This window comes from Varibaculum prostatecancerukia, from assembly GCF_943169825.2.
Taxonomy (GTDB): domain Bacteria; phylum Actinomycetota; class Actinomycetes; order Actinomycetales; family Actinomycetaceae; genus Varibaculum; species Varibaculum prostatecancerukia.
Map to the genome: position 1 here is coordinate 69,326 of NZ_OW968402.1, position 24,988 is coordinate 94,313.

The following is a 24,988-nucleotide window of genomic DNA, read 5'->3' on the forward strand; positions in this document are numbered from 1 at the left end:
AATACGTCCTGGTTTAGGGCAGTGCGCTATTTTTGCCTGCGCCTTCGGCTGCACTTGGGACGCATGCGCCCTTAACCGGTAATCAGGCGTGCCAGCGAGTAAATCGGCACCGAAATAAACAGGGTGGGCAGCAGGGCGAGTGCCAGTTGTCGCCAACGGTAATTCTTACCTGCCGGCACCATAAACAATACGTTGATGCAGGCCACCAAGAGTCCGGAGCCAAATCCCAACCCCAGAGTCATAACCCAGATGGCCAAGGCGGGGTTACGGTAGGCAAAGGGAATCGCCAGCGCGAGATCCGAATATCCGTAAAGTAAGAAATAGGTGAGGAATCCGGCGGCAATTATTCCACTCAAAACACAGTACAACCAGCGGATACTAGCACGTTTAGCAGGCAGAGCCAGGGATAGGGAAGCTAATCCCATAGCCGGAAGGGCCGCCATTGCCAGCAGATTCATAGTGGGGTAGGCGGTGGCTAGTCCCCAGGCTGAACCTGCAGCTACCAGCGCACATCCGGTAATAGTGCTGGATAGCGACCAGGTAGTCAGGGGGCGATGTTTCCCGCGGGTCATTTCCGCGATGAACGCTGCCAATACGCACCAGGAAAGCACCAGTGGTACCCAGGTGAGATTAGTAGTAATTAAGGTAGCGAGCAGGCACCCGATTCCGGTTAGCGCCACCACGATGCCGGTGCGCGCCGGGCTGGGAGCTTGAGAAAGGCCGCCCCAGGTGAGGGCAACGGCGATAGTTACCGCGGCGGCGATGAGCACCACCAGGTAGGGGTTCCAATGCAGGAAAAACAGCATTGCCAGGGGAGGCAGTGCGGCCAGCAGCGCCACCCACCAGCTGCGGGCAGCTATGGGGGAAACGGATTTTTTCGCCGACGAATCTGGCAGTTTCGATGACTGCGGTAGTGCGGAAGCATGGGGTAGGTTAGGCTCACTCCCTTTGCGGGATGCCCCCTGAGGACTAGCTGCCGAATCTTCCATATTTTTGATGTTCTCCCGATTTTGCTCTTCGCCCAATTACGCCAGATTTCTGGCTTGCTGCTTCCTTACTCTACTAGGCTATAGCCCATGATGGATTTACCTTTAGGTTTGGCGAAAGAATTAATCCCCCTGGCCTGGTTATTAGGCTCGTGGCGGGGCTGGGGAACCGCATATCTGCCTAAAGACCCGGAAAATGAAAACGGCGAGCGCGAAGAATGTTTTATTTGGCAAGAAACTACTTTCCGCGCTACCGGCACTAACTTGCAGCAAGTAACTCTTACTTGGCTGGCCGAACCGGTCGCAGAAAAACCTGATATGCAGGCCGATGCGGCTACCGGGCTTTCGCAGCTGCGGCGCGGCGCTTTGATATGGCGGGAGGATACTTCCTGGCGAGTGACCGCTTCGGCAGTCGCCGATAGTGAGCAAGAGGCGAGGTCGCGTTGCCGCCTGACTTCCTCCGGCGGTCCCTACACCGCAGAGGTTTCTTGGGAGGCAGTCTCGATGGGGCCGCGGATCATGATTTCATCTCGCCGGGCTCCTGCCCCTTTCGAGCAGCTTTCGCGAATGATGGGGCTGGTTTCTTCGGAGCTGTTCTGGGCACAAGACTCGGTGCTGCCAGGTAAAGACTCCGAATCTGATTTTTCGGCGCGCCTGCTACGCCTGCCCGCGGGAGAGGAAACCTTAACTGCCCCCGGGGTGACTTCTTTACCTGCCGGAGAGGACCCTCGCGGGGATCTAGATAAAGAGGAAGCCGCGGCGGGGGAAGAGAAAAAAGATAACGGCCAGGCAGCCGAAGGGGAGCGCGAGGAAACTCCCGACAACAATGGGGAAGCAGGAGCCTAAACGTGACTTTTGTAGACAACCAAGTGGCTCTGCGCTGCGGATATGGGATTGCGGAAACCGGCCTCGAGGTACTGACGGTTTATGGCTCGGATGCGCCCTCCTGGCTAACCACTCTATCTTCGCAGGTAGTAACGGATATGGAGGCAGGGGAGAGCCGGGAAATGCTGTTCCTGGACGCTAATGGTCGTATCTCCTATGCGGCCGGAATCGTCTGGTCGCAGGATATTGCCTGGCTATTTACCACGAATGCGCAGGCTCTAGCGCAATTCCTAGAATCCATGAAATTTATGTCGAGGGTGGAAGTTTCGGTACGCGCAGACCTCACGGTTTGGGGATTTTTCAGCCCTAGCGTTGCCGAAGAAGTGCTCGCAACTTTCGGCCCCATCTGGACTGACCCCTGGCCAGGGATAACTCCGGGCGGAACCGCCTATTCCCCGCGTAGTGAGGAGCACCCCGGGCAAGATTACCCGGCGCGTCTGGGGGTTATTCCCGATGCGGATACTGCCCAGGTGCACACGGAATTGCGTAAACGCTGGGAAAATATTTCTTGGTCGCTGGAAACTGAGGACGGCTACAGTCTTTCTACTCCGGCGTTTGCTACTGAGGCTGATTGGCGGGCGCTGCGGATCGCGGCTTGGCGCCCTTACGCCACCGATATTGACCCGCGCACTCTGCCGCATGAACTGGATTGGCTGCGCACTGCCGTGCATCTAAATAAGGGATGTTATTGCGGGCAAGAAACCGTGGCCCGGATAGTTAACCTGGGGCATCCCCCGCGGCGGGCAGTCTTCTTGCACCTTGACGGCAGCTCCTCGCTACTGCCTCCTGTGGATGCCGAGCTTTATTCCGGCAGTCGCAAAGTGGGTACTGTGCGGGCAAGTGCTAATCATTTCGAGGACGGTCCGATTGCCTTGGGTCTAATTAAACGTACTGCTCCCAGTGGAGAACTCACTGTCCGTTGGCAAGAGGGCGAGGAAGAACATTCCCTGGCGGCTGCGACTACCGCGATCGTAGATCCTTCTGGGGTTTCTTGGCTGGGACAGTCGCGGATTGATCGGAAAGCCTTTTCGGGCGCCTCGCCGCGTGCGGGTTCCGGGTCGTTAACTATCGGGGGCTAGGGGATTTCATGCGTACCTTAATTCAAAGAGTACTGTCTGCCGAAGTCACGGTGGACGGTAAAAGCGTCGGTAAGTTGGAGCGCCCCGGAATAGTAGCTTTCGTGGGGATTACCCCCGGTGACGGGCAGGCACAGATTGATTGGACAGTGCGCCGCCTGCTTAATCAACAAATTTTTGAGGACGGGTCTTCGGTTCTGGAATCGGGCGCGCCGCTCCTGGTGGTTTCCCAATTCACTCTGTATGGGTCGGTGCGCAAGGGGCGGCATCCCTCCTGGACTTATGCGGCTAAAGGTGAGGTGGCGCGTCCAGTATTTGAGAAGTTGGTGGCAGATTTGCGCGCGAAGGGCGCACAGGTGGAAACCGGGGTGTTTGGGGCGATGATGCAAGTGTCCTTAGTTAACGACGGCCCTTTTACCTTGTGGTTGGCAAAAGAACCCGAGGGTTTTGCCGGTTAGCTCGAGGCTTTGGTGACACTTAGTCAGCTAAAGTATTGTTTGCCCTGGTAGCGGTGTTGTTTCTAATAATTAGGGGTGCTCGCAGTGGTCGCCCTCGTCTAATGTTCACGAAACTCTAATGTTTCTTGGGGTATTTTCCTGGGGCTTTTGTCCTGTGAACCTCTACACGTTTTTTGGCGTAGCTAGGAATGTAGTGAAGCTAATCTCCCTGGTAGCAGGGGATATGCTGGCAAGAATGCCTAAAAAAGTTTGAGAAAATCTTAAGAATTTGTTGCGTCGTTCTATGAAAATCTTGTAAGATGGTAAGTGCATTAAAATATATTAACTGCACATAGACAAGTTAATAGTGTTCCTGTCGGCATTGACAACAGGCCAGGTCCCTCCAGGCGGGGCGTTTGGGCGTGACATAACCCAGACGAACGCCTCGTCAGGATCTGTTGGTGGAGATGCCGATCCCTCCCTTCTAGTAGACACAGGATAAATGATGATTAACAGTCAAACTGCGAAGTTGTTGCGGCGTTGGATCGTCGCTGGATTAGCTGCCGCATTAGCCCTGGCATGGACTATCACCACCTTGGTAGCCCCCTCCCAGGCCTCGGATACCGAGAATGCCCAATTGGCGAAAGATTTCAAAGCCGTTGAAGCGGGTATGAGTTTCGAAGAGCAAGAGGACGGAAACTGGGATATACCTAATCCGCCTTTCGCCGCGGGTACTAAATTCTGGCCGGAACAATTCGGTCAGAGGAACGAGCATTGGTACTCTGATGAGGAAAAAGCCGCGTACAACAATGCGTTAACCGCAAGCAATGGGTGGTCAAATGACTGGGAGGTAGAATTCCCCGACACGTTTCGGATGCATAACGCGAATTACCTGATGGTGAAGAATCGCGGGGATGTCTATCGCGATGCTAATAAACAGGGAGTTCTAACTAAAGCACCGGAATACTATACCAGTGCATTCTGCGTTCAACCCGGAATTGCGATCGACCGGTCTTGGTTAGACCCGGGTGAGCCCGGACACGCCAAAGAACCAGGCTTGAAAGTATCTATTGATGCTGATGAACGTGTTGGCTATGTCGACACAAAATCCAAACGCTTGGTGTCTGACCCTGATATTCAGCGCCAGTTGAAAGCTCTGGCTTATATCTACAACGGCGGGGATCGCCGTCTAATGGATGTAGACACCCGTTTCCCGGCAGGCAAAGATTTTTACACGCAAAACAAAGTGCTCATTGAAGAGCACAAAGCCGCTCTTGAGCTAATGAATCAGCTCGACCAGTACCAGAAGAATGGAGCTGCCCAGGCTTTAGTGTGGGCAATCGAGAAGAATTCTCCCGCAGAGGGAATTACTGTCTATCGACATGGTGCCATCGACTGGACGGTTACCAATGCGGCTCGGGCGATATTGCCGCATATTAAGAACATCGCCAATGCCGAAATCAAAATGTGGCAGGCATATCAAGCGCTTAAAGAACAGCAAATCGCTGATGAGCAAGCCTATAAAGAGGCATTGGCAAAGTGGAAAGCGGAAACCGCCGCCAGTATGGCCAAGGATGAAGCCACCTATCAAACCAATAAGCAACTGTTGGAGTCAATTAAACTCAGCGTTACCCGTGCCGATGATACTCACTTCCGGGTAAACCTGATTGGCAGTTCCGAAGCAATCGCGCTGCTGCAAGAAGCTAAGGGCAAATTGGAAATTAGCGGATCTAGCAACCTCGAGTTACCCGCCGACACTTCCATCGCCAAGGCAGCTTCCCCCGGAGGGATTTTAGTAGGCATTAAGTTCGATGCTGGCGCTGCCTGTTCCGGTAAAGCGCAGACAGCGAGCATCAATGCCTCATTCAATGGCAGCATTGAGCTCACCCGCACTTATATATTCAAGAACTCTAAGAAATTTGTTCAGTTCCAGTCCCAGGTGAACTTGGGTAAGTATGCCGTAGCCGTTTCCGGCTCCGCCTCCAGCTCGTTTGAATTCACTTCTACTTGCCCGGAGGAACCTAAGCCGAAGATTGGGACCACTTTGGAGGGCGAAGATGGAGCCAAGCAGATCGATACCGCTGGTAAGGCAGGTACCGACAGCGTAACTCTCATCGATAAGGTCAAGTTTGAAAACCTTAAGGGCGGACAGAACTACGTCATTAAGGGTGAATTGGTAGACGGTAATGGCAACCCCGTTAACGTGACCGGCACTAGCAAAGCCTTCGATCCGAAAGCCTCGGGTGCTACCGACAACGGCAGCGGCTACTATTCCGGAACCATTGATATGACCTTCCAGGTGCCGGTGCAGAAGATTCGGGACAACGAGAAGCTAGTAGCTTACGAAACCCTATACAAAGGCACCACGCCTGAAGACGGCAAAGAAGTCACCAACCACAAGGACAAAGATGACGCCAGCCAGACCGTAACTGAAAAGCCACGGATTGGCACCACTGCTAAGGTGACCAGCGAATCCGACGCTAGCGGTAAAGATGCACGTCCCGCCGAAGGTGCGGATGTGACGATTACCGATACCGTGAAGTGGCACAAGTTGCAGCCTGGTAGCTACACCCTCAGCGGAAAGCTGATGAAGAAGAGCGGCGACCAGGTAACCGAGGTTCCCGGAACCGCGACTGAAAAGACCTTCAGCGTTTCTGGTGGTAAGACCGGCACGGTGACGATGGATCTCAAGCTACCTGCAAACCAGGTAGAAGCCGGTGCCTCCTATGTGGTGTTTGAGAAAGTCTATAAGGGCGCAAACAACACCTCCGGTGAGCCGGTTGCTACCCACGAGAATCCGAACGATGGTGGTCAGACCGTAAGCGTCAACCCCAAGCCGCATAAGCTGCCCAGCATTGAAACCAAGGCGTGGGTGCGTGATGACGGAAACTCGCTGATCAGCTCGGTGGAAGCCGATGGGAAAGACTTCAAAGTCAAAGACCAGATCGACTACAAAGATCTCAAGCCGGGCACCTACACGGCCTTCGCCTCCCTGGTAGATGCCAGCAACCCGAAGAACGTGATTGCCAGCGGCAGCAAGGTATTTACCAATGGCACCGAAAACGGCTCCGCTAAAGTTGAGCTGAAGGTTGATGGCTCCAAAGTCAAAGCTGACGGGAAATACGTCGTTTACGAACGTATCTACCAAGGCGAACAGACCACTGAGCCGAAGAGCGACCCCTACGCGAAACACGAAAATATTAACGATGGATCGCAGACCATCACGGTAACCCCGAAGAACCCGGTACCTGCCGAGTTTAAGATCGTGAAGAAGACTGTAGACGATAACGCGAATACCGATCGAGTGTTCGACTTCGATGTATCCTGCGATGGTTACAAGACCACCGCCACCGTGCTGGTGCGCAAAGGCACCACCCAGGGTGAAACCACGGTTTCCAACCGCGCACTAACCAGCGGTCAGAGCTGCCAGGTAAGCGAGAAAGAAGTAAGCGACAACCTAAATACGGTGAAAGTAAAGTTCTCCGGAACTGACACCAACCGTGACGGCACTGTTGCACAGTTCAAACTAACTGAGGGCAACGCCAAGACCGTAGTGGTGACTGCGACCAACACCTTCACCCCGAAACAGGCGAAGTTCACCGTTCGCAAGAACGTAGAAGCAGCCGAAGTAAAGCACTTCAACGTGCCGAACTCTTTCGACTTCTCCTACAAGTGTGACGGTGATAGCACCTGGACTTCCCTACCTGCTTTGAAGGCTGGGGAGACCTCGCAAGCTATTTCGGTTAAGCCCGGCATCCAGTGCCAGGTGAAAGAAAATAGCGCCACCCCGCAGAACCTCAATCGCACCCTGGAATGGACTGGTGTGCAGAGCCAAGCGGGCGGGATTGCTACTTTCCGTACCGATGCCAATAACACGGTGGCACTGGTAGCCACTAACACCTACACCGAGAAGACCGGGAAACTGGAAATCTCCAAGCAGGTAGTGGACCAGACCGCCGGTGCGGGTAAGATTCCTGGTACCTTCCAAATGAAGTACCTGTGTGCTACCGGACAAAGCGCCGATAGCATTACCGTGCCGCTAACCTCGGTAAGCGTAAACAAGAACTCTACGGTAACCATCACCGGTATTCCCGTAGGTTCCTGGTGCGCGGTAGCCGAGGACACCACCGGGATTAACGTAGCGAACACCACTTTGACCACCAGTTTCGATGGCAAAGCTCCGCAGATGGTAACCATCGGGGGACAGACCCTGCATAACGCGGCACTGTCCAACCCGATTCAGGCTGGGGAAAGCCAAAAGGCGACTATCAAAGTCGAAAACAAGTACGTCAATGAAAAAGTTGGCGGATTCGAAGTTAAAAAACTAGTCTCCGGAGTAGTTTCTCCCGAAACCGTCCTCAAAGACGTAGCCTTCGACTTTGGTTACTCCTGCACCATTCCCGGTAGCACTTACCCGGTAAAGGGCAACTTCAAGCTCGAGCATGGCCAGACGTTCTCCAGCGCCGATCCCACTCGCCCGCAGCTTAACAACCTGCCGGTAGGTACCGAATGTAAAGTTTGGGAAGAAACTCCGAAATCGGTAGAAAACGCCGATTATGCTGGCTCTAGCATGGAGGTAAGTGGTACCAATGGCGCCGAAGTGACCGGAACTGACGGCAAGCTGGAAGTAACCCTGAAGCTGACTGCTCCGGCCGCGAAAGTTAAGATCCTGGCTACCAACAACTACACCCAGAAGCTTGGTGCCTTCACCTTGAAGAAGGTAGTTAAAGGCAGCGCAGATCAGGGGCTAGATATAAAGGACTACAAGTTCAAGCTGACCTATAAGGATGGCACTACCACCCACCAGAAAGAGCAAACCATTTCTGCTGGTGGATCCTACTCCTTCTGGGGATTGCCGGTCGGAAGCCAAGTTAAAGTTGAAGAACTCGGCGCTGTCGACAGCAAGGGTAAGTTCATTCCGGTAAACGAGCTGTCCACCGCCAAGGTGAAGCACTCCATCAGCTGGAACGGTAGCCAGAACGATTCTTCAACCGCAGCCTCCAACACCTTCACTATCGACAAACCGATGACGAAGGCACAGTGGCTTAATAACGGCCAACAGGGGAACGTGGTAGTTGAAGCCACCAATACCTATAAGCCGATCGAACAAAAGGGTACCTTCTCGGTACAGAAGACCTCGGTGAGTGTAGCCGGCGAGGGCAAAGACAAGGTCAAGAACCTGCCCACCAGCTTCAACTTCACCTACAACTGCACCGATGGCGCCCACGGTAATATTTCCAACGTGAAGCCGGGCGGTGAGCCGGTAGTGGCGAACGCCCAGTTCCGCGCAGGCACCGTCTGTACCGTAACTGAGCAGCAAGTGCTACCTAAAGGCACCAACGCTCAAACCGTTAGCTGGACAGTTGACGGCAAGGGCGCAGGAGTCGGCCCGGCCTCCGGACAAAGCGCGATTATCACCATCGGTGATGATGCCAAGACTCCGGTAGCCGTGCAGGCCGCCAACGAATACCAGACCCCCGATCAGCCGAAGATCGCGACCGAGCTGAAAGGCGAAGGACGCGGCGGCAATATCGACCTGGTAGAGGATGCGGATCATACCTACACCCTGACCGACAAGATCAGCTACTGGAACCTGCAGGTCGGTAAGACCTACAAGTTCTCCGGCGAACTGGTAGTGCCCAACGCAGATAAGACCGATGCCACCGGCACCGGGATTACCGCCGAAAAGGAAGTAACCATTACTTCCCCCAGCGGCGTGGTGGAACTACCGTTCAAGCTGAGCCGGGCCGATGTAGCCAAGTACTCGACACTAGTAGCGTTCGAACAGTTGGATCTGAAAGTCAACGGCGGATTCGAGCCGGTCACCGACCACAAGAATCCGAAGGATGAGAACCAGACCAAACAGGTTAACCCCTGGATTGCGACGGTACTGACCGACGAGGGTGAAAACAAGCAGATTGACACTACCGGTAAAGCCGATACCGATCTGGTCACCCTGGTTGACACCGTGAAATACCGGAACCTGGAAGCGGGTAAGACCTATCACTTGACCGGGAAACTGGTTGATGGTGCTGGTAACCCGATTGGTGTCAGCTCCACCTCCAAGGCATTCACCGTTCCGGGCGAGGCAGGAACCCTGCAGTCTGGCGAAGCCCAGATGACCTTTAAGGTAACCGTGGCACAAATCCGCCAGAACGCGAAACTGGTAGCCTTCGAATACCTCCATCCCGGAGAGCCGAACAACCCCGGTGACGAAACCGTGGTCACCAAGCACGAAAACCCGAATGATGAAAATCAGACGGTAAACGAAGGGCCGCGGGCGGCAACTACCGCTACCAGCTCGACTGGTACCAAGGTATTTGACGCCAAGACCCCGGCTAAAGTGCTTGACCGCGTCAGCTGGGCGAAACTGCCCGCCGGCAACTATGTGCTGGTTGGAACCCTGATGGATAAGGCAACCAAGCAGGCGGTACCGAACGTTAAGGCGCAGGTCGTCAAGTTCTCGGTTGCCAGCGGTGAGCTGCAGGGCACTCAAGGAATGACCTTCGAGGTGCCCGCGGATCAGGTGAAAGCCAAGTCGCAGTTCGTAGCGTTCGAGAAGATCTACCGCCAGGGCGATGTCGATGAAAACGGCAACGTGATTGGTGGAAAGACTCCGGTCGTTGAACACTCGGATATTAACGACGAAGCACAAACCGTAACTATTGGTGAAGAACCGCAAAGCCCGGTCACTCCCAAACTCACCTTGGAAAAGGTAGTTAAGAGCGAAGGACTAGAGGTTCCCTCCACCAAGCAGTTTGCCTTCACCTTGAAGTGCTCCAGCCCGATTGATGGCAAGTCGCAAGAAAAGACCTACCAGGTAACTGCTGGGTCGCCGATTGACCTGCCTTACGTCAAGGGCGCTAACTGCACCTTGACCGAGGATAGCGCAGCAGCCAAGGTAGCGGGGATTGCCCCCTCTCAGGTAGAGTTCAGCGCGAACTCTAACAAGATTGGTCTGATTAGCTCTGATAACTCGGCCTCCTTCAAGATGCCGAAAGAAGAGCTCACCGAAGTAAGGGTGGCGTTCACCGCGACCAACACCTACCCGGCGCCGAAGAAGCCCACGGTGGCGACCTCCGCTAAGGATGCCGAAGGCACCGCGGGTATGTACGGTCAAACCAAGCAGGCTAACCAGGTTTACGCTGGAACCTCCGCCAACATTGTGGACGAGGTATCTTGGGCGAACCTGCTGCCCGGTGATTATGTACTGATCGGCAAGCTGATGGACAAGAAGACCGGCGAAGCGGTCACTTCCTACTCTTCCGCCCCCGCACCGTTCACGGTGAAAGAGGGCGTGAAGAACGGGAAGTTGGAGAACACCTTCACCGTCAGCGGTGACTCGTTAAAGGCTGGCAGCCACTACGTGGTTTACGAATACATTTACCGCGCAGGTGATGTAGAGGGTGTAACCCCGAACAATGGCGCCAAGCCGGTTGTGGAACACGCAGTACTCACTGACGCAGACCAGACGGTGGAGGCGATTACGCCTCCGACCCCGCCGGCTGCGAAAGTCAAGATTAAGAAGCAGGTTGTGGCTACCGGCATGGATGTGCCTGTCAACCGCGCCTACTACTTCACCGTGAGCTGCCTGGATAAGGACGGCAAAGCCGCAACCACCAGTACATTAGCGGTACGTTCCGGCGAGGAAACCGAAGTTACCGGTTTGCGGACTGGCTACCTATGCTCGATTAACGAGGATTTGCGTAACGCCATCGACCAGCAGGTAACCCCGGCAATCGCGCTGACCAGTGGAACTAACGGTTTCACTGTGCAGCAAGACTCCACTGCGGGTTCGGCTCACTTCACCGTGCCGGCGGCGACCGACCAGGTGCCCGAAGTGCTGGTGAACGTGACCAACACCTACAACAAGATGGGCAAACCGGAACTGCAAACTCGGGCGGTAACCGATAACGGCAGCTCTAGCGTGCAGGCGGGAACCGCAACCACGGTAACCGATACTGTCACCTGGAAGAACCTGCCGGAAGGCAAGTACCTGCTCACCGGTAACCTCATGCACATCACGGATAACAACGCTGCCCCGGTAGCGGGAGTTACCAACGAACCAGTGGTACTGGAAATCACCAAGGACAACTCCTTGGCGGGCAGCACCACCATGAAGTTCAATGTGCCTACGGAAGCCATCGGGAAGGCCGGAAAGTACGTAGTGTACGAACACCTCTACAACTACGAAGACACTGACGGCACCAACCCCAAGCCGAACACCTCGACTGTGGTTTCCCACAATGACCCCAGCGATGATGCGCAGACCGTGACCGTTACCGAGGCTCCCTCGGTAAGTACCACTGCCACCACCAATGGGGAAAATGAAAAGGAAATCCAAAAGGGTAAGGATGCGGTAGTAACCGATACCGTCAACTGGAAGAACCTGCCTGCAGGTAACTACCAGGCGCTCAGCCAACTGGTTGATATGAAGGGTAACTCGGTTGCCGGTGCCACCACTAAGGCGGTTCCTTTCACCGTGAATAACGGCGAAACTGCGGGCAGCCTGACTACCAAGATTCAGGTACCGGCGTCAGCGACCGGAACCTCGGGTGCAAAGTTCGTAGTATTCGAACGTATCTACCGGGCTAGCGACGTTAACCCCAAGACCGGGCAACCGGCTGAGGGCGCCGAGCCGGTAGTATCCGAGCTGGATCTGAACTCCATCAACCAGACGGTGACGGTAGTTGAGAAGCCCCAGGCTCCACCCAAGATCAGCTTCACCAAGGTGACTGAAAAGGTCATGGACGGACAGGTGCCGGACAAGGATCGCAAGTACCAGTTCACCATTAGCTGTGACAAGAACTTCGGAGGAGCCTTCAGCTTCGAGATGCCAGCGGGCGTATCGGCCGGTCTACCGGGCAAGCATCAGCCGCAAAGTGGTGCGGTATGTACCTTGACCGAGATGCTGACCGATGAGGCGAATCCGGATGGCATCATGCCGAACGCGATTAGCTTCAGCTCCTCGCATCCGGAAATGATGGCGGTTTCGAAGATCAACAACCAGACTGCCCAGTTCACGGTACCGAATGTGGATACTGATGTGATTCCGGAAATCCAGGTCACCATCAAGAACGTCTACAGCAAGGACTTCCCAGAACTAGGCACGGTTGCGCGTGACAACGCTGACCAGGACAAAGTGTTGAACCTCAAGAAGGGCGAAAACGCTCAGGTTCAAGATGTTGCCACCTGGAAGAACCTAGCTCCTGGCAAGTACACCATGATTGGTACCTTGATGGATAAACTGACCGCTAAGCCGGTCGTAGGGGCGAACACCCCGACGGTTAACTTCGAAGTCAAGAAGGGCGAGAAGACCGGAACCATCAATGCACTATTCACCGTGCCGGCAGATAATATCTCTAGCAACTCCAGCTGGGTAGTCTTTGAACGGGTCTACAAGGCCTCCGATGTTAAAGATGGCAAGGTTGTGGGTAAAGCTACTCCGGTAGTTGACCACTCCAACTTTGAGGACGCCGATCAGACGGTTCAGGTGGTAACTCCGCCGGCCTCACCGGAACAAAAGACTCCGGAGATCGCCACGGTTGCTAAGAATAGAACTACCTTCAACGATGGAACTAAAGATTCCCACCTGGGTACACCGGTATTGACTCCGGGTCAAGATGCGGTAATCGAAGACACGGTCAAGTGGAAGAACCTGGAGCCCGGTGAATACACCATTACCGGAACTCTGATGGATAAATCCACCAATGCTCCGCTAACCTACCTGGACAAGAATGGAAACCAGCAGGATGGCGCGAAAGCTGAACGTGGCTCCTTCCACGTAGCGGAAGGCCAAACCAGCGGAGAGGCGAAAGTCTACTTCACGGTTAAGGGTGAAGCTATCGAGGCTAACCGCCAGTACGTGGTGTTCGAGGATCTCTACAAGACCTCGGATATCAAGGATGGTCAGCCCACCCCCGGTGCTGAGAAGGTTGCTTTCCACCGTGACATCAACGATGCGGCACAGACCCTGAGCGGGGACAACCCCACTCCGGGAACTCCGCCCGAGACACCTAAGACCCCGAACACCCCGGGAACAACGCCTCCGACCCCGGTGACCCCCTCTCATGGGTTCCCGAATGTGGTGCGCACGGTACTAGCTAAGACCGGCTCCACCACTGGGATCATGGCAATGACCGGTGTTCTGGCAGTGGTTGCGGGAATCGGATTAGTACTAATCCGCCGCTACCAGCGCGAAGAACTCGAGGACTAGGAAAGACACATAACTAAATAACTAGAAGGATCTCGGGGTCGGAAGCCAAGCTTCCGGCCCCGAGGCTTTGTATCCGTGCCTTTTTCGGGGGTTGAAAATCTCGTGGCAGTCGACTAAAAATGCTGGCGAAAAAGGAGGGTCTGGCTCGGTAAAAGCACCAAATCTGAGGGCGGGGGAATAGCTTTTTCCTCCTGCCCAGAGTCCGGGAAATACCTGCGGTATTTTCCGGACTCTGGGCAGGAGGAAAAACTTAGGCCCGCTTTGCGTTAGTTAGTGTGTAGCTTGCTGCCGAGCCAGAGCCGCGCGAAGGTAGTTTACATGGTTATAAAGGCAAAAATGGTAATACAATGCCCTCCCTGCAAAAAGCAGGGAGGGCATTGTTTATAAGATTTCAGAAACTATTTGTCTAGTTTGTCTTTTACCGCGTCAACGGCTTCATCGGCCTTCTCGGCTACATTGTGCGCAACCTCTTTGGCCTTGTCCTGAGCCTTCTCTGCCGCTTCTTCCGGATCGAACTCGCTCACTTCCACGTCCTCCCAATATTCTTCTGCCCAGGGGTCTTCAACCGGCTGGGAACGACGGTAAAGCAGGTAGCCAACGCCACCGGCCACAGCCGCCAATACCAGGAATAGTAGTGCTTTACGACCCCGCTTCGGAGCTGGTTTACTAATCTTGTCTGCTGTTTGTTTCTTCACTTGCTTAGCAGCCTCCTTCAAAGACTCTTCAGAATGCTTCTTTACCTCGTGGAACTGGTCGCGCATATTACCTACTGCGTGTTCCACATTGGGCACTAGGTCGTTGCTGACCTTTTCCTGCAAATCCTGTGCGCCCTCAAGAACAATATCCTTGCCTTGATCGGCCAGGCTTCGCGCCTGCTTGAATAGCTTATACGGGCAGCATGTTTTCATGGTAGCTCCTTTAACTTGGATGAGCCGAGGCTCCCCCGCTTCGGCAACGACAATTAGTACGCTTCCAGTTTAGACGTTCAAGCCGAACTTGTGGGAAGAATAAGCCCTGGGAATAACGAGATTTAGTAAGGTCGAGTATCGGATTTATAGCTTTCATGAGAGAATAAAAGCTATGGAAGCAACAATTCACACTTCAAAAGGCGACATTAAGGTCGAACTGTTTCCGGATAAAACTCCGGTGACTGTAAACAATTTCAAAGGTCTGGCTACCGGCGAACGCGAATGGCAAAATCCCGCGACTGGACTTAAATCCAATGAACCCTTCTATGACGGAGTGATTTTTCACCGTGTTATCCAGGGCTTCATGATCCAGACCGGCGACCCCCTGGGTACCGGTACTGGTGGCCCCGGTTATCGTTTCGGCGATGAAATCGTTCCCGAACTAACCTTTGACGAACCCTACGTACTAGGAATGGCGAATGCTGGGCCGGGAACCAACGGCTCCCAGTTCTTTATTACCCAGGTGCCTACCCAGTGGCTAAACGGCAAACACACTGTTTTTGGAAAAGTCACCGACCAGGCTTCTCGCGAGGTAGTTGACGCCATCGCCGCAGTCGATACCGATGGTCGCGATCGTCCCCTCGAAGACATCACCATCGAATCCATCGAAATCAGCGAGTAACTTTCATTTGTCCGCCACTTCGGTGGCGGACAAATTTAACTTTTTGGAGAAATGACGAATCCTAACAATCGGCTCAATGTAATCAACGTCCTCATTATTGCTTGCGGTATTGTCTACGTGGCGTCGTGGCTGGTTCCCAGCCTGGTAGATCAATTCCTGTTCTACCCCACCTTGGGCTTTACCGAGCCTTGGCGGTTTTTGACTGCCGCGTTTTTACACGGCGGTATCGTGCATTTGGCCTCCAATATGGCGTTCCTGTACATCTTGGGGAGTTTGGCTCGACGAGTGCTTAGCAGCTATCAGATTCTCTTGATCTACCTGCTGTCAGCCTGGGGAGGCTCGCTAGGCACCTTGGCGTGGGCACTACTCACCGGGCAACAGCAAGCGGTAGTGGGCGCCTCCGGGGCAGTCCTCGGGCTGTGCGCGGGCGTATTCGTCTACACCCGCAACCTGCACGCCTCCTCCGCTGCCCTGGGCGGACTGCTGATAATCAACCTGTTAATCGGGTTCGTAATCCCCAACGTGTCTTGGCAAGGACACCTAGGAGGCGCCCTGGTGGGAGCACTCATCGGGTGGGCCTTGCACCTGGTGGCAGTGATCTCGGGCAGGCGAGGACGCAAGCAACTGGGGCAAGCTATCCCGGATATTGTCGATCGCCAGCGCGCCACCGCCACTGTCAAACGCACCCAAATCATAGGAAACCTACTGGTAACCGTGATTTCGGTTGTGGTGTTATTCGCTGCAACTCTCGCGTGCTATATCTAGATTTATTCCCGCGTAATACTGGGGATAGAATCGGCGAACTTTCCTTATCTGCGCTCTGGATAACTGCCTTTTCCAAAAATTCTGCCCCGCCGTCCTCCTCCCGGGAAAAAATTAGCCTTAGCCGGTAGTGAAACCAGGTGAGAGCGAGGGCAAAAACCTAATAATGTACATAGTGGAGTCAATTCCCTAACCGAAAGAATCCTCCCCAAAGTTCAAGGAGCAAAATGTTCGAACGCTTTACAGATAGGGCGCGCCGGGTAGTAGTGCTGGCGCAAGATGAGGCGCGCAGCCTGGAGCATAACTATATCGGTACCGAACATATTCTGCTGGGGCTGATCCGCGAGGGCGAGGGCGTAGCTGCAAAAGCCTTGGAAATGGCCAACATTTCCCTTGAAGGTGTCCGGAATCAGGTAATTGAGATTATCGGCAAAGGTGAAAACGATTCAAAAGATCATATTCCTTTCACTCCCCGCGCCAAGAAAGTCCTGGAACTATCGATGCGGGAGGCCTTGCAGCTGGGGCATAACTATATCGGTACCGAACATATCCTGTTAGGGCTGATCCGCGAGGGCGAGGGCGTAGCCAACCAGGTACTCACCAATCTGGGTGCTGACCTGGGAAGCATTCGTCAAAACGTGATTCACCTGCTGTCGGGCTATCCGGGAGCAAACCAAGACGAAACCGGCGGAGAAACCGTGGGGGTCGGCACCGGCACCCAGAAGCCGCAAAAGTCCGGCTCGGCGATTCTGGATCAGTTCGGGCGCAACCTGTCGGAGGCGGCCCGGGAGAACAAGCTGGATCCGGTGATCGGGCGTATCAACGAGATGGAACGGGTCATGCAGATCCTCTCGCGGCGCACCAAGAACAACCCGGTACTGATTGGGGAACCCGGGGTGGGTAAAACTGCCGTAGTAGAGGGGCTCGCGCAGGCGATTGTGCGCGGAGACGTCCCTGAAACCCTTAAAGACAAGCATATTTATTCCCTAGATATGGGGTCGCTGATTGCAGGCTCGCGTTACCGCGGCGATTTTGAAGAACGCCTCAAGAAAGTTTTGAAAGAAATCCGTACTCGTGGGGACATTATTTTGTTCATCGACGAGATTCACACCCTGGTGGGTGCGGGTGCCGCTGAGGGTGCGATTGATGCGGCCTCGATCCTCAAGCCCATGCTGGCACGGGGAGAACTGCAGACCATCGGCGCCACCACCACCGAGGAATACCGCAAATATATTGAAAAAGATGCGGCTTTGGAGCGACGTTTCCAGCCAGTCCAGGTGGAACAGCCCAGCGTGGAAGATACCGTGAAAATCTTGACCGGTTTGCGTGACCGTTACGAGGCGCACCACCGGGTAATAATTACCGATGACGCGATTCGCGCGGCAGCCTCCCTGTCTGACCGCTACATTTCGGATCGCTACCTGCCCGACAAAGCAATCGATTTGATTGACGAGGCCGGGGCGCGTCTGCGGATCCACCGGATGACCGCTCCTCCCGAGATTCGGGAAATGGACGAGAAAATCAATGAGGCGCGGCGCGATAAAGAAGCCGCAATCGATGCCCAAGATTTTGAGAAAGCGGCGCGCTTACGCGATGAGGAAAAACAGTTGGGCGAAAAACGCGCCCAGCTAGAGGCTGACTGGAAGTCCGGGGAGGGCGACCGGATTGGCACCGTGGATGAAGATTCCATTGCGGAGATTTTGGCGATGTCCACCGGTATTCCGGTGTTCAAGCTGACCGAGAAAGAAAGCGCGAAGCTGCTGCATATGGAAGATGAGCTGCATAAGCGGGTTATCGGCCAGAATGAAGCGGTCAGCGCCCTCTCCAAATCTATCCGGAGGACGCGCGCGGGGCTTAAAGACCCGAATCGTCCCGGCGGATCCTTTATTTTTGCCGGCCCCACCGGGGTGGGTAAAACCGAGCTGGCGAAAGCCCTGGCCGAGTTCCTCTTCGGTGACGAATCGGCGCTAATCCAACTAGATATGTCGGAGTTCGGCGAAAAGCACACTTCGTCGCGGCTGTTCGGAGCGCCGCCCGGATATGTTGGCTATGACGAGGGCGGGCAGTTGACTGAAAAGGTACGCCGTAAGCCCTTCTCGGTGGTGCTTTTTGACGAGATTGAAAAAGCCCATGCCGATATTTTCAACACTCTTCTGCAGGTGCTAGAGGATGGACGGCTCACCGACTCCCAAGGGCGGATGGTGGACTTTAAGAACACCGTAATCATCATGACCACCAACCTGGGCACTCGGGAAATCAATAAAGGGGTGCAAACCGGATTCCAGGTGGATAATGACCAGGTCGGTTCCTACCAGCGGATGAAGAATCGGGTACAGGAAGAACTCAAGCAGCAGTTCCGTCCGGAGTTCCTCAACCGTGTAGATGAAGTAATCGTGTTCCCGCAGCTGGGGATGGAAGAAATCCGCCAGATCGTGGATTTGATGATTGCCAAACTTCAAGAACGCACCCAAGAACAAGATATGACCTTGAAGCTCACCGATGCGGCTCGCGAAGAACTAGCCACTCGCGGTTTCGATCCGGTTTTGGGGGCGCGTCCTTTGCGGCGCACTATCCAACGCGATATCGAGGACGCCCTCAGCGAAAAGATTCTCTTCGGAGATATCGAGCCCGGTCAAGAAATCTTGGTGGATGTGCGCGAGGGCGAGGACGGAGAAAAGGAATTTACCTTCAACGGCAAGTAGCCTCCACGTGGTGACGCCCGCATCCAGGTTGCCTGAAAACAGCAACTGAGTATCTTTCGTGTCTAAGTTTTCTCGGCAAGTCTCCTTTGTCTATCATCTCGCGATAATGTGGAGTTAGCAGTTTTTAAGGAGGACGGGTGGGCACCGCGGAGGAACAGACAGTAGAGGCGCCAGACAGCGCCCTGGATACTGCCGTCTGCTCCCGCCTGCCTATCCTATTCTTGGATGTCGACGGCCCTTTGAACCTTTGGGGTCGGGTCGGGCGACGCATCCTTAATCCGTTGCTGCGCGCACACCTGGTGCATTTAAAACCCGATGATTCTTTTAATGTGAATGTGGTGCTGTCTCGTAGAATGGGCTCTCGCCTGCGAGACTTGGGGAAATATTTCCAAGTTCACTGGGCCACGTCCTGGAATGAATGGGCGAATCAGCACCTGTCTCCACTGCTAGGCATTTCCGAAGATCTACCCTGGGTGCGGTGCCCCAACGGGGATCCGCGCTCGAAGTTCCCCGCCGTCATGACTTCTGCGGGAAACACCAGTTTTGCCTGGGTAGACGATTATTTGTCAGAGGAAGTGGCACAGGCGACCCGCAAAAAGTTGCAGTGGCCGCAATGTGCTCTCTTGGTTTCACCCCACATTATGTGCGGTATCGATAGCGAAGTTGTCCACCTGCTAAAATGGTTTTCGCAGATACAGCGAGGGGATCGGGAACCAGGAAGACGCGAAGCTCGTAAAGCGGTCGCTATCGTCAGTTCTGGGCGGGTTGATGCGTGGCTGGTTACCCCCTCGATGGTGACTTGTTTGAGTTTACGAAAGGGGGCGAAGCGCCATGGCTAAACTGACGGTTACCAAGGTGGCGCAGCGCTGCCTAGAACTAGCTGACCAGCTAAAACCTCAGCTTGCTGACCCTCGCTTGCAGGATTTACGGTCCGGTATCGAGCAAACGCGCCGCGCTCTCACTTCCGGGGAGTTACCGCGCTGGCAAGTAAAAAGGCTGGTAGATACAGTGGCTTTGGTGGCCATGTTGAGCGGTAAAGGTGACCTGGCGGAAAAAGTTTTCGGGCTCTGGATGAAAGCCGGGCAGTCTATTTCCCAAAATCCAGCCTCTTTGGTCTTGCATGCTATCCCAGATTTAGGAAAAAAGGGTTCTGCTCAGGCAGAGAAAAACGCCCCGCCCGTGGCGCAACCACAGGTAAGGCCGGCACCGGCACCACCTTCGGTACAGACGCCGCCACTGACATCAGTTCCCTCAGGTGGTGAAGGCGCAGTTGCAGCGGTTCAAAGTCCGCAACCCACCCCCGAACACTCCCCGGAAGATGAGGGAGATACCCAAGCGCTGGGGATGGGGCTAGCCGCAATGATTTCGGAGGCCTATGCTTCCGCCAATCCAGAATCAGCAAACCATTCTGGGGCTGCGCACGCAGAATCTTCGCCGGTAGGGGCGCAAACCTACCCGGTTTCTCAGGCCAGTGCCAACGTTGCAGCCCCGGCAGCGTCTTCTGCCAATTGGCGTACTCCTAGCGGAGAAATGCCCTGGATTCCCATGGAAGCTGGCGCGAATGCTGCTCCCACAGTGGGCGCCAGCCCCGCTGCCAGGCCGGCAGCCCCAGTGAATAACTCGCCTGCTGCTGTTTCAGCCCACCGGTTCCCTTCTCGTAGCTCTCTTCAACGGGCGGAACTGTTCCCAGAGCATTCGCCCGCTAGGGATAGCGGGTCACGTCCCGCGCCGCCGCCACCCCAAGTTTCACCCTTACCGGCCGCGCCGCCGGCAGCTGCGCCGACGCCAGCTCTAACACCGCCGGCTTCACCAGCGGCTCCACTGCCTGGAAATGCGCCTGAACCGGTGGTGACAAACGAAGCTCCGGGAGCTTTTTCGATGTCACCGGTAGTGTCCGAACAGTCCCTGGCTACCAGCTATCCGCAAGAGCCGGTTAACCCTGCCCCTGCGCCGGCAGTTCCCACCTATCCTGCCCCTGCGGCACAGATGCAACCCGCTCCTGCGACACCTCCAGTAATGCCCACGTCCGCCCCCGCACCGCTTCCCGCGGCTGCCCCGGTATATTCACCTACTCCTACCCCGCAAACCGCCCCCGCCCCGGCACCGGACGTGGACTTGGCAAATGCCGCCGCTGGCTGGGAATATTTCCAGGCTCTGGGTCTAGATTCTCAGCTAAACATGAGTTTTGACGAGTTTATTGCCCGCAATAAACACGCCACCGATAGGGGGCAAGCGGATGTCCACTCTAGGGCGCCACGCTCAGCTTTTGCAGAGATAGAGGACGAAATGCCAGATTCGGCAGCTCTCTACGGTGCTGAGTTCCCAGAGGAGGCGCCCTCACCGGCAGATTCTGCCTTACGGAGGGCGGCACAAAGCCCACTGTTACCATCGCAGGTACCACCCGCGGCTCCCCACAAACCTCGGGAAATACTGGCGGAGGCTGACCGCCAACCCTCTACCCGGTTAATCACTATCCGAGTGCGCGGTTATTTCGACTACAGGCCCCGTTTTACCCGACCTAAGCAGAGCCTGGATGAACCGGCAGTTGCCGGGTCTACCGCGTCCTTCGCCAAAAGTATTATTCATGCCGAAGGCCCGATGCCGCTAGAGTTCTTGGCGCGTCGGTTGTGCCAAAAATATCGGGTTGGTTATAACGATCGGCGCCCCGATGAGGTCGCCCGTTGTTTGGGTCCAAGTTTAAAACTGGTGCCTGAACCGGGAATGCGCACGGTTTGGCCTGCCAAAATAGACCCCCTCACCTGGAACACTGCCCTGCAATCCCCGGTGGGGTTGCCCCGCAAACTAGGGTCACTGACTTTGACCGAGGTTGCGAATGCGTTGCGGTGGCAGATTTCGCGCACCAATAGCCTGGAGCGCGCAGAAATCGTGCGCGCAGCCTTCCAGCTACTCTATGGAATTTCTCCGGTGACACCGCAGGTTACTCAGCTTTGTGATCGGGCGATTTCTTATGGAATCGCGAATAATTTGCTGGCGGCCGGGGATGGCACTTTGTGGCTGCCCTGATATTTCAGGTATTTTCGGAGCCTCTAATTTTCGAGAAGTAAAATAGCTCTTAATAATTAGACGCAGCGATATATCAATCCTGGTGGCACTGGCAGGATAAAGTTGAAGTTATTAGGTTCGCAGCAGAATCTAAAAGTTCCCCGGTTTAAGGAATAGATAAGATGGCTTTTTGTGCGCAATGTGGCAATAACAATTCCGATGGAGCCACCATTTGTAGTATATGCGGGGCTCAGTTAGTCCCAGGAAGCCCAGATCAGACAGCCGGTTTCAGCGAGAAAACCCAGAACATGGATACCACCCGGTTTGCCTCGCAAAATCAGCCAAATTCTAATAGCGGATACCCCGGGTATAGTGGCTATCCCGGACAGTATTCGCCGGCAGCATCCCCATATCCGACAGTGGGCAGCCCCCAGGCGGCACCCTATTACCCGGCACCCGGTGCCTCCGCTGCCAACTATCCCTATCAGCCAGCTGGCGGCAATTATCCTTTGCCGGCTCCTATGGCGGGTGCGCCCTCGGGAAAGAACAACCGCCTACCGATAATCGCGTTGGTGAGTGTGCTGGTCATAGTGTTAGTGGTGACGGTGGGAGCATTGCTTTACACCTTTGGTCCGGGGTCCTCTAACGTTGCTGCCGATTACGATACTTTGCGGGCAGATTTGACCGAGAATCACGCCGACTATGATTTTGAAATCGTCAGTAGCGACGTGTCGGAGTATCCCACAGTGCGACTGTATTTATCTTTAACCGATAGTAACCATCAAGAGTTAACTCTGAAATCACCGACGGCCGCCATAAAAGAGAAAATCGCCGGTGGACAGGAAATCGAGAGGTCGATAAGGAAAGTAGAGAGAATAAAAAACAATCAGGGGGTCGGGTTCGAGGTTCTGCTCGATAAATCAGGGTCAATGGATGAAGACCTTGGGGAAATGCAAGATGCGATGCGTAACTTTATTAATACTCTCGACTATAAAGTGGGAGATAAAGCCGAGTTGATGGCTTTCGATACCTACCTGATGTATATGTCTACTTTCACCGGCGATAAAAATCTTCTGTTAAACGGGGTTTCTAATATGACCGCCGATGGTCAAACTGCGCTTTACGATGCTCTTTACGAGGGGGTAACTAACGCTGGCAACCGCACGGGATCTAACTGTGTGATTGCGTTTACGGACGGAATTGAGAATGCCAGTTCGCACAGTTTAGAGGAAGTTATTGCTTTGGCGATCGAAAAAGCAGTACCTATCTATTTGATTGGGAGTGCCGAATCCGATTTGGATACTCTGCAGCAAATCGCCGATGAAACCAAGGGTTACCTGTGGGATATTGATTCGATTGCCGATATGAGTGAAGTGCTGGAAAAGATCAATGCTCGGCAAAAGAATCTTTACACTATCGAATACACATCCGACGCCAAAGCCGATGCCTATGCCGAACGCACCATTTACGCGTTAATCGGTGATTCTGATGATTACAGCCTGGGGGCGGTCATGGACGGGGTTTCTTTTACGCCGGTGAAACGTTCCGGTATCGAGAAGCATAAGACCCGCTATGAGGCCTTTAAAGAAGATAAGACCTGGACCGATTCCAACGCTGCCTGTATGAGTAGGGGCGGGCACTTAGTCACCTTAACCAGTGAAAAAGAAGAACAACAAGTTATCTCGCTAGTTGAATCTAAAGGAATAGATTTCGTGTGGATAGGCGGGTACACCTCGGAACGCGATGACGGTATTTTTGCCCACTGGGTAACCGGAGAAAAATGGTCTTATGACAACTGGTTCCCGGGAGAACCCTCGCATACCGATTTAGATGGCGAACCAGAGTTCTATCTAATGTTGTGGAAGATTCAAGGCCAGTGGTCGTGGAACGATGAACGTGACGATCTCTTTTCTTCCTCGGAGGCTGTGAAGAAAATGAGTGGGAAGACCGGTTACGTTTGTGAGTACGAACAGTAGGAACTCTGGGTAACAATGGCGAAAAAATATTCGCTTCATAACGGTAATTCCGGGGCCAAGGGGCGTCTGCTAGTCACCGCCATGCTGCTTGCGGTAACTCTGGTGATGGTAAGCGCCTGTAGCAGCGCCCCGGATCCTTCCAGGGCGAAGCCGAAAAAATCTACTCCCAGTCCCAGCGCCACTACCTTGGTGTATGATCCGGTTCCAGCGCAGGCCAAAGCTTTGGTAGAGAAAATGTCTCTAGAAGATAAAGTGGCGCAGATGTTTATGGTGACCCCGGAAGCATTCTTACAGCGCAACCAGTGGGTGGTTGCTGCTGGGGAACCGGCGCAGCAGGCTTTTAATAGGCGACCGGTGGGGGGCGTTATTTATAACAGCGCTAATCTGCAATCCCCGGAGCAAGTAAAAACTATGCTCTCTGAAATGCAAGAATATAGCCAAGAGCGGGTCGGGCTCCCGGTGTTTATTGCGGTGGATGAAGAGGGCGGGACAGTTGCCCGGGTCAGTGGCAATAGCGCGCTGGGGATTAAGCCTTATCCGAATATGAGCGAGGTAGGCGCCGGGAAAGACCCCAAACGCGCCCTAGAAATTGGTACCGAAATGGGGAAGTACTTGGCCGATCTGGGTTTTAACATTGATTTTGCGCCCGATGCGGATGTGCTGACAAACCCGGAAAATGATTTGCTTAAAGAGCGCGCATTTGGCTCTAAAGCCCGTACTGTTACCAAAATGGCGGCTGCTTTTAGTAAAGGTTTGCAGACCAGCCCGGTGCTAGCCACCTATAAACATTTTCCCGGTCACGGTTCTACCAGCACTGACTCCCATAAAGGAGTAACTGTTTCCCAGCAAGATGTCAAGCAGCTGGAACGCGTAGATTTAGTGCCCTTTAAAGATGCGGTGGCAAAAGATATAAAACTGGTGATGGTTAGCCATGTGTCCTTCCCGAAGGTGGTGGGGGATAACACTCCCGCCAGTTTGTCGAAAAAGTTGGTGACCGGATGGGCACGAGGAAAGCTAAAGTATCAAGGGATTTTGATTACTGATTCCATGAGGATGGGGGCAATCAGTAGTAACTATCAGCCTGCTGAGGCAGCGGTAATGGCAGTCGAGGCAGGTATTGACATCGTGTTGGATCCCCAGGATTTCGAGGCTGCCTATCAGGCAGTGCTAACGGCGGTTAACAGCGGGCAGATCAGCGAAGACCGGATTAACCAATCAGCAACCAGAATCGTGGCCACCAAGCTGCGGCTAACATCCGCTAATGCTGCAAAGTAACGGCGGATAATCAGCACCAGGTAGCGCGCGGAAGCGCAGGTAGTTAGCAGTAGAAAAATTTGAGTGCAGGACAAAACTTT

At 54.3% G+C, this 24,988-nt stretch carries 13 protein-coding genes and 1 pseudogene; 12 read left to right on the plus strand and 2 right to left on the minus strand.

What is annotated here, in order from left to right:
* Window positions 1-71: 71 nt before the first annotated feature.
* On the minus strand, window positions 72-1,025 hold the full coding sequence (locus KO216_RS00290) for a hypothetical protein (RefSeq protein WP_215522282.1): 954 nt from the start codon (window positions 1,023-1,025) through the stop codon (window positions 72-74).
* A 51-nt stretch (window positions 1,026-1,076) separates the two neighbouring features.
* Here KO216_RS00290 and KO216_RS00295 point away from each other — a divergent pair, with 51 nt between their 5' ends.
* The 4 genes from KO216_RS00295 to KO216_RS00310 all read left to right on the plus strand — a co-directional run bounded on the left by KO216_RS00295 (window position 1,077) and on the right by KO216_RS00310 (window position 13,600).
* Window positions 1,077-1,832 carry a heme-binding beta-barrel domain-containing protein gene (locus KO216_RS00295; RefSeq protein ID WP_215522283.1) on the plus strand — a complete coding sequence of 252 codons (756 nt, stop codon included), beginning with the start codon at window positions 1,077-1,079 and terminating at the stop codon, window positions 1,830-1,832.
* Window positions 1,833-1,834: 2 nt separating this feature from the next.
* Window positions 1,835-2,950, plus strand: a complete 1,116-nt coding sequence (gene ygfZ, locus KO216_RS00300) for a CAF17-like 4Fe-4S cluster assembly/insertion protein YgfZ (protein WP_215522284.1) — start codon at window positions 1,835-1,837, stop codon at window positions 2,948-2,950.
* 8 nt (window positions 2,951-2,958) lie between these two features.
* Window positions 2,959-3,405 carry a D-aminoacyl-tRNA deacylase gene (gene dtd / locus KO216_RS00305; protein ID WP_215522285.1) on the plus strand — a complete coding sequence of 149 codons (447 nt, stop codon included), beginning with the start codon at window positions 2,959-2,961 and terminating at the stop codon, window positions 3,403-3,405.
* A gap of 481 nt (window positions 3,406-3,886) precedes the next feature.
* Complete coding sequence (locus tag KO216_RS00310; RefSeq protein WP_215522286.1) at window positions 3,887-13,600, plus strand: VaFE repeat-containing surface-anchored protein; 9,714 nt, start codon at window positions 3,887-3,889, stop codon at window positions 13,598-13,600.
* A gap of 398 nt (window positions 13,601-13,998) precedes the next feature.
* Here the strand turns inward: KO216_RS00310 and KO216_RS00315 are convergent, their stop codons facing one another.
* Entirely contained in the window at window positions 13,999-14,508 is a 510-nt protein-coding gene (locus KO216_RS00315; RefSeq protein WP_251451693.1) for a hypothetical protein, read from the minus strand.
* A 172-nt stretch (window positions 14,509-14,680) separates the two neighbouring features.
* On the opposite strand from KO216_RS00315, the gene KO216_RS00320 reads away from it, so the two are divergent.
* From KO216_RS00320 to KO216_RS00350, 8 genes and pseudogenes are all read left to right on the plus strand, one after another.
* On the plus strand, window positions 14,681-15,190 hold the full coding sequence (locus KO216_RS00320) for a peptidylprolyl isomerase (RefSeq protein ID WP_215522287.1): 510 nt from the start codon (window positions 14,681-14,683) through the stop codon (window positions 15,188-15,190).
* A 51-nt stretch (window positions 15,191-15,241) separates the two neighbouring features.
* The gene (locus KO216_RS00325) at window positions 15,242-15,955 is read left to right on the plus strand and encodes a rhomboid family intramembrane serine protease (protein WP_215522288.1); all 714 of its coding nucleotides are present in this window, start codon (window positions 15,242-15,244) and stop codon (window positions 15,953-15,955) included.
* A 224-nt stretch (window positions 15,956-16,179) separates the two neighbouring features.
* Entirely contained in the window at window positions 16,180-18,654 is a 2,475-nt protein-coding gene (locus tag KO216_RS00330) for an ATP-dependent Clp protease ATP-binding subunit (RefSeq protein WP_215522289.1), read from the plus strand.
* Window positions 18,655-18,791: 137 nt separating this feature from the next.
* Window positions 18,792-19,493, plus strand: a complete 702-nt coding sequence (locus KO216_RS00335) for a hypothetical protein (RefSeq protein ID WP_215522290.1) — start codon at window positions 18,792-18,794, stop codon at window positions 19,491-19,493.
* A complete protein-coding gene (locus KO216_RS00340; RefSeq protein WP_215522291.1) occupies window positions 19,486-21,678 on the plus strand; it encodes a hypothetical protein in 2,193 nt (730 codons plus the stop codon). Before KO216_RS00335 ends, KO216_RS00340 begins: the two co-directional genes overlap by 8 nt.
* A 161-nt stretch (window positions 21,679-21,839) precedes the next feature.
* A pseudogene (locus tag KO216_RS09630) lies at window positions 21,840-21,908 on the plus strand (zinc-ribbon domain-containing protein); the annotation flags it as partial.
* Window positions 21,909-21,965: 57 nt separating this feature from the next.
* Window positions 21,966-23,633 carry a VWA domain-containing protein gene (locus KO216_RS00345; protein ID WP_215522292.1) on the plus strand — a complete coding sequence of 556 codons (1,668 nt, stop codon included), beginning with the start codon at window positions 21,966-21,968 and terminating at the stop codon, window positions 23,631-23,633.
* A gap of 15 nt (window positions 23,634-23,648) precedes the next feature.
* Window positions 23,649-24,908, plus strand: coding sequence for a glycoside hydrolase family 3 protein (locus tag KO216_RS00350; protein WP_215522293.1), 1,260 nt, complete (start codon window positions 23,649-23,651; stop codon window positions 24,906-24,908).
* Window positions 24,909-24,988 lie beyond the last annotated feature (80 nt).

Bases quoted from the DNA above. Each gene is read 5' to 3' on its own strand.
- KO216_RS00325 (WP_215522288.1), top strand. From the start codon at position 15,242: ATGACGAATCCTAACAATCGGCTCAATGTAATCAACGTCCTCATTATT.
- KO216_RS00350 (WP_215522293.1), top strand. From the start codon at position 23,649: ATGGCGAAAAAATATTCGCTTCATAACGGTAATTCCGGGGCCAAGGGG.
- dtd (WP_215522285.1), top strand. From the start codon at position 2,959: ATGCGTACCTTAATTCAAAGAGTACTGTCTGCCGAAGTCACGGTGGAC.
- KO216_RS00330 (WP_215522289.1), top strand. From the start codon at position 16,180: ATGTTCGAACGCTTTACAGATAGGGCGCGCCGGGTAGTAGTGCTGGCG.
- KO216_RS00310 (WP_215522286.1), top strand. From the start codon at position 3,887: ATGATGATTAACAGTCAAACTGCGAAGTTGTTGCGGCGTTGGATCGTC.
- KO216_RS00340 (WP_215522291.1), top strand. From the start codon at position 19,486: ATGGCTAAACTGACGGTTACCAAGGTGGCGCAGCGCTGCCTAGAACTA.
- KO216_RS00345 (WP_215522292.1), top strand. From the start codon at position 21,966: ATGGATACCACCCGGTTTGCCTCGCAAAATCAGCCAAATTCTAATAGC.
- KO216_RS00315 (WP_251451693.1), bottom strand. From the start codon at position 14,508: ATGAAAACATGCTGCCCGTATAAGCTATTCAAGCAGGCGCGAAGCCTG.
- KO216_RS00320 (WP_215522287.1), top strand. From the start codon at position 14,681: ATGGAAGCAACAATTCACACTTCAAAAGGCGACATTAAGGTCGAACTG.
- KO216_RS00295 (WP_215522283.1), top strand. From the start codon at position 1,077: ATGATGGATTTACCTTTAGGTTTGGCGAAAGAATTAATCCCCCTGGCC.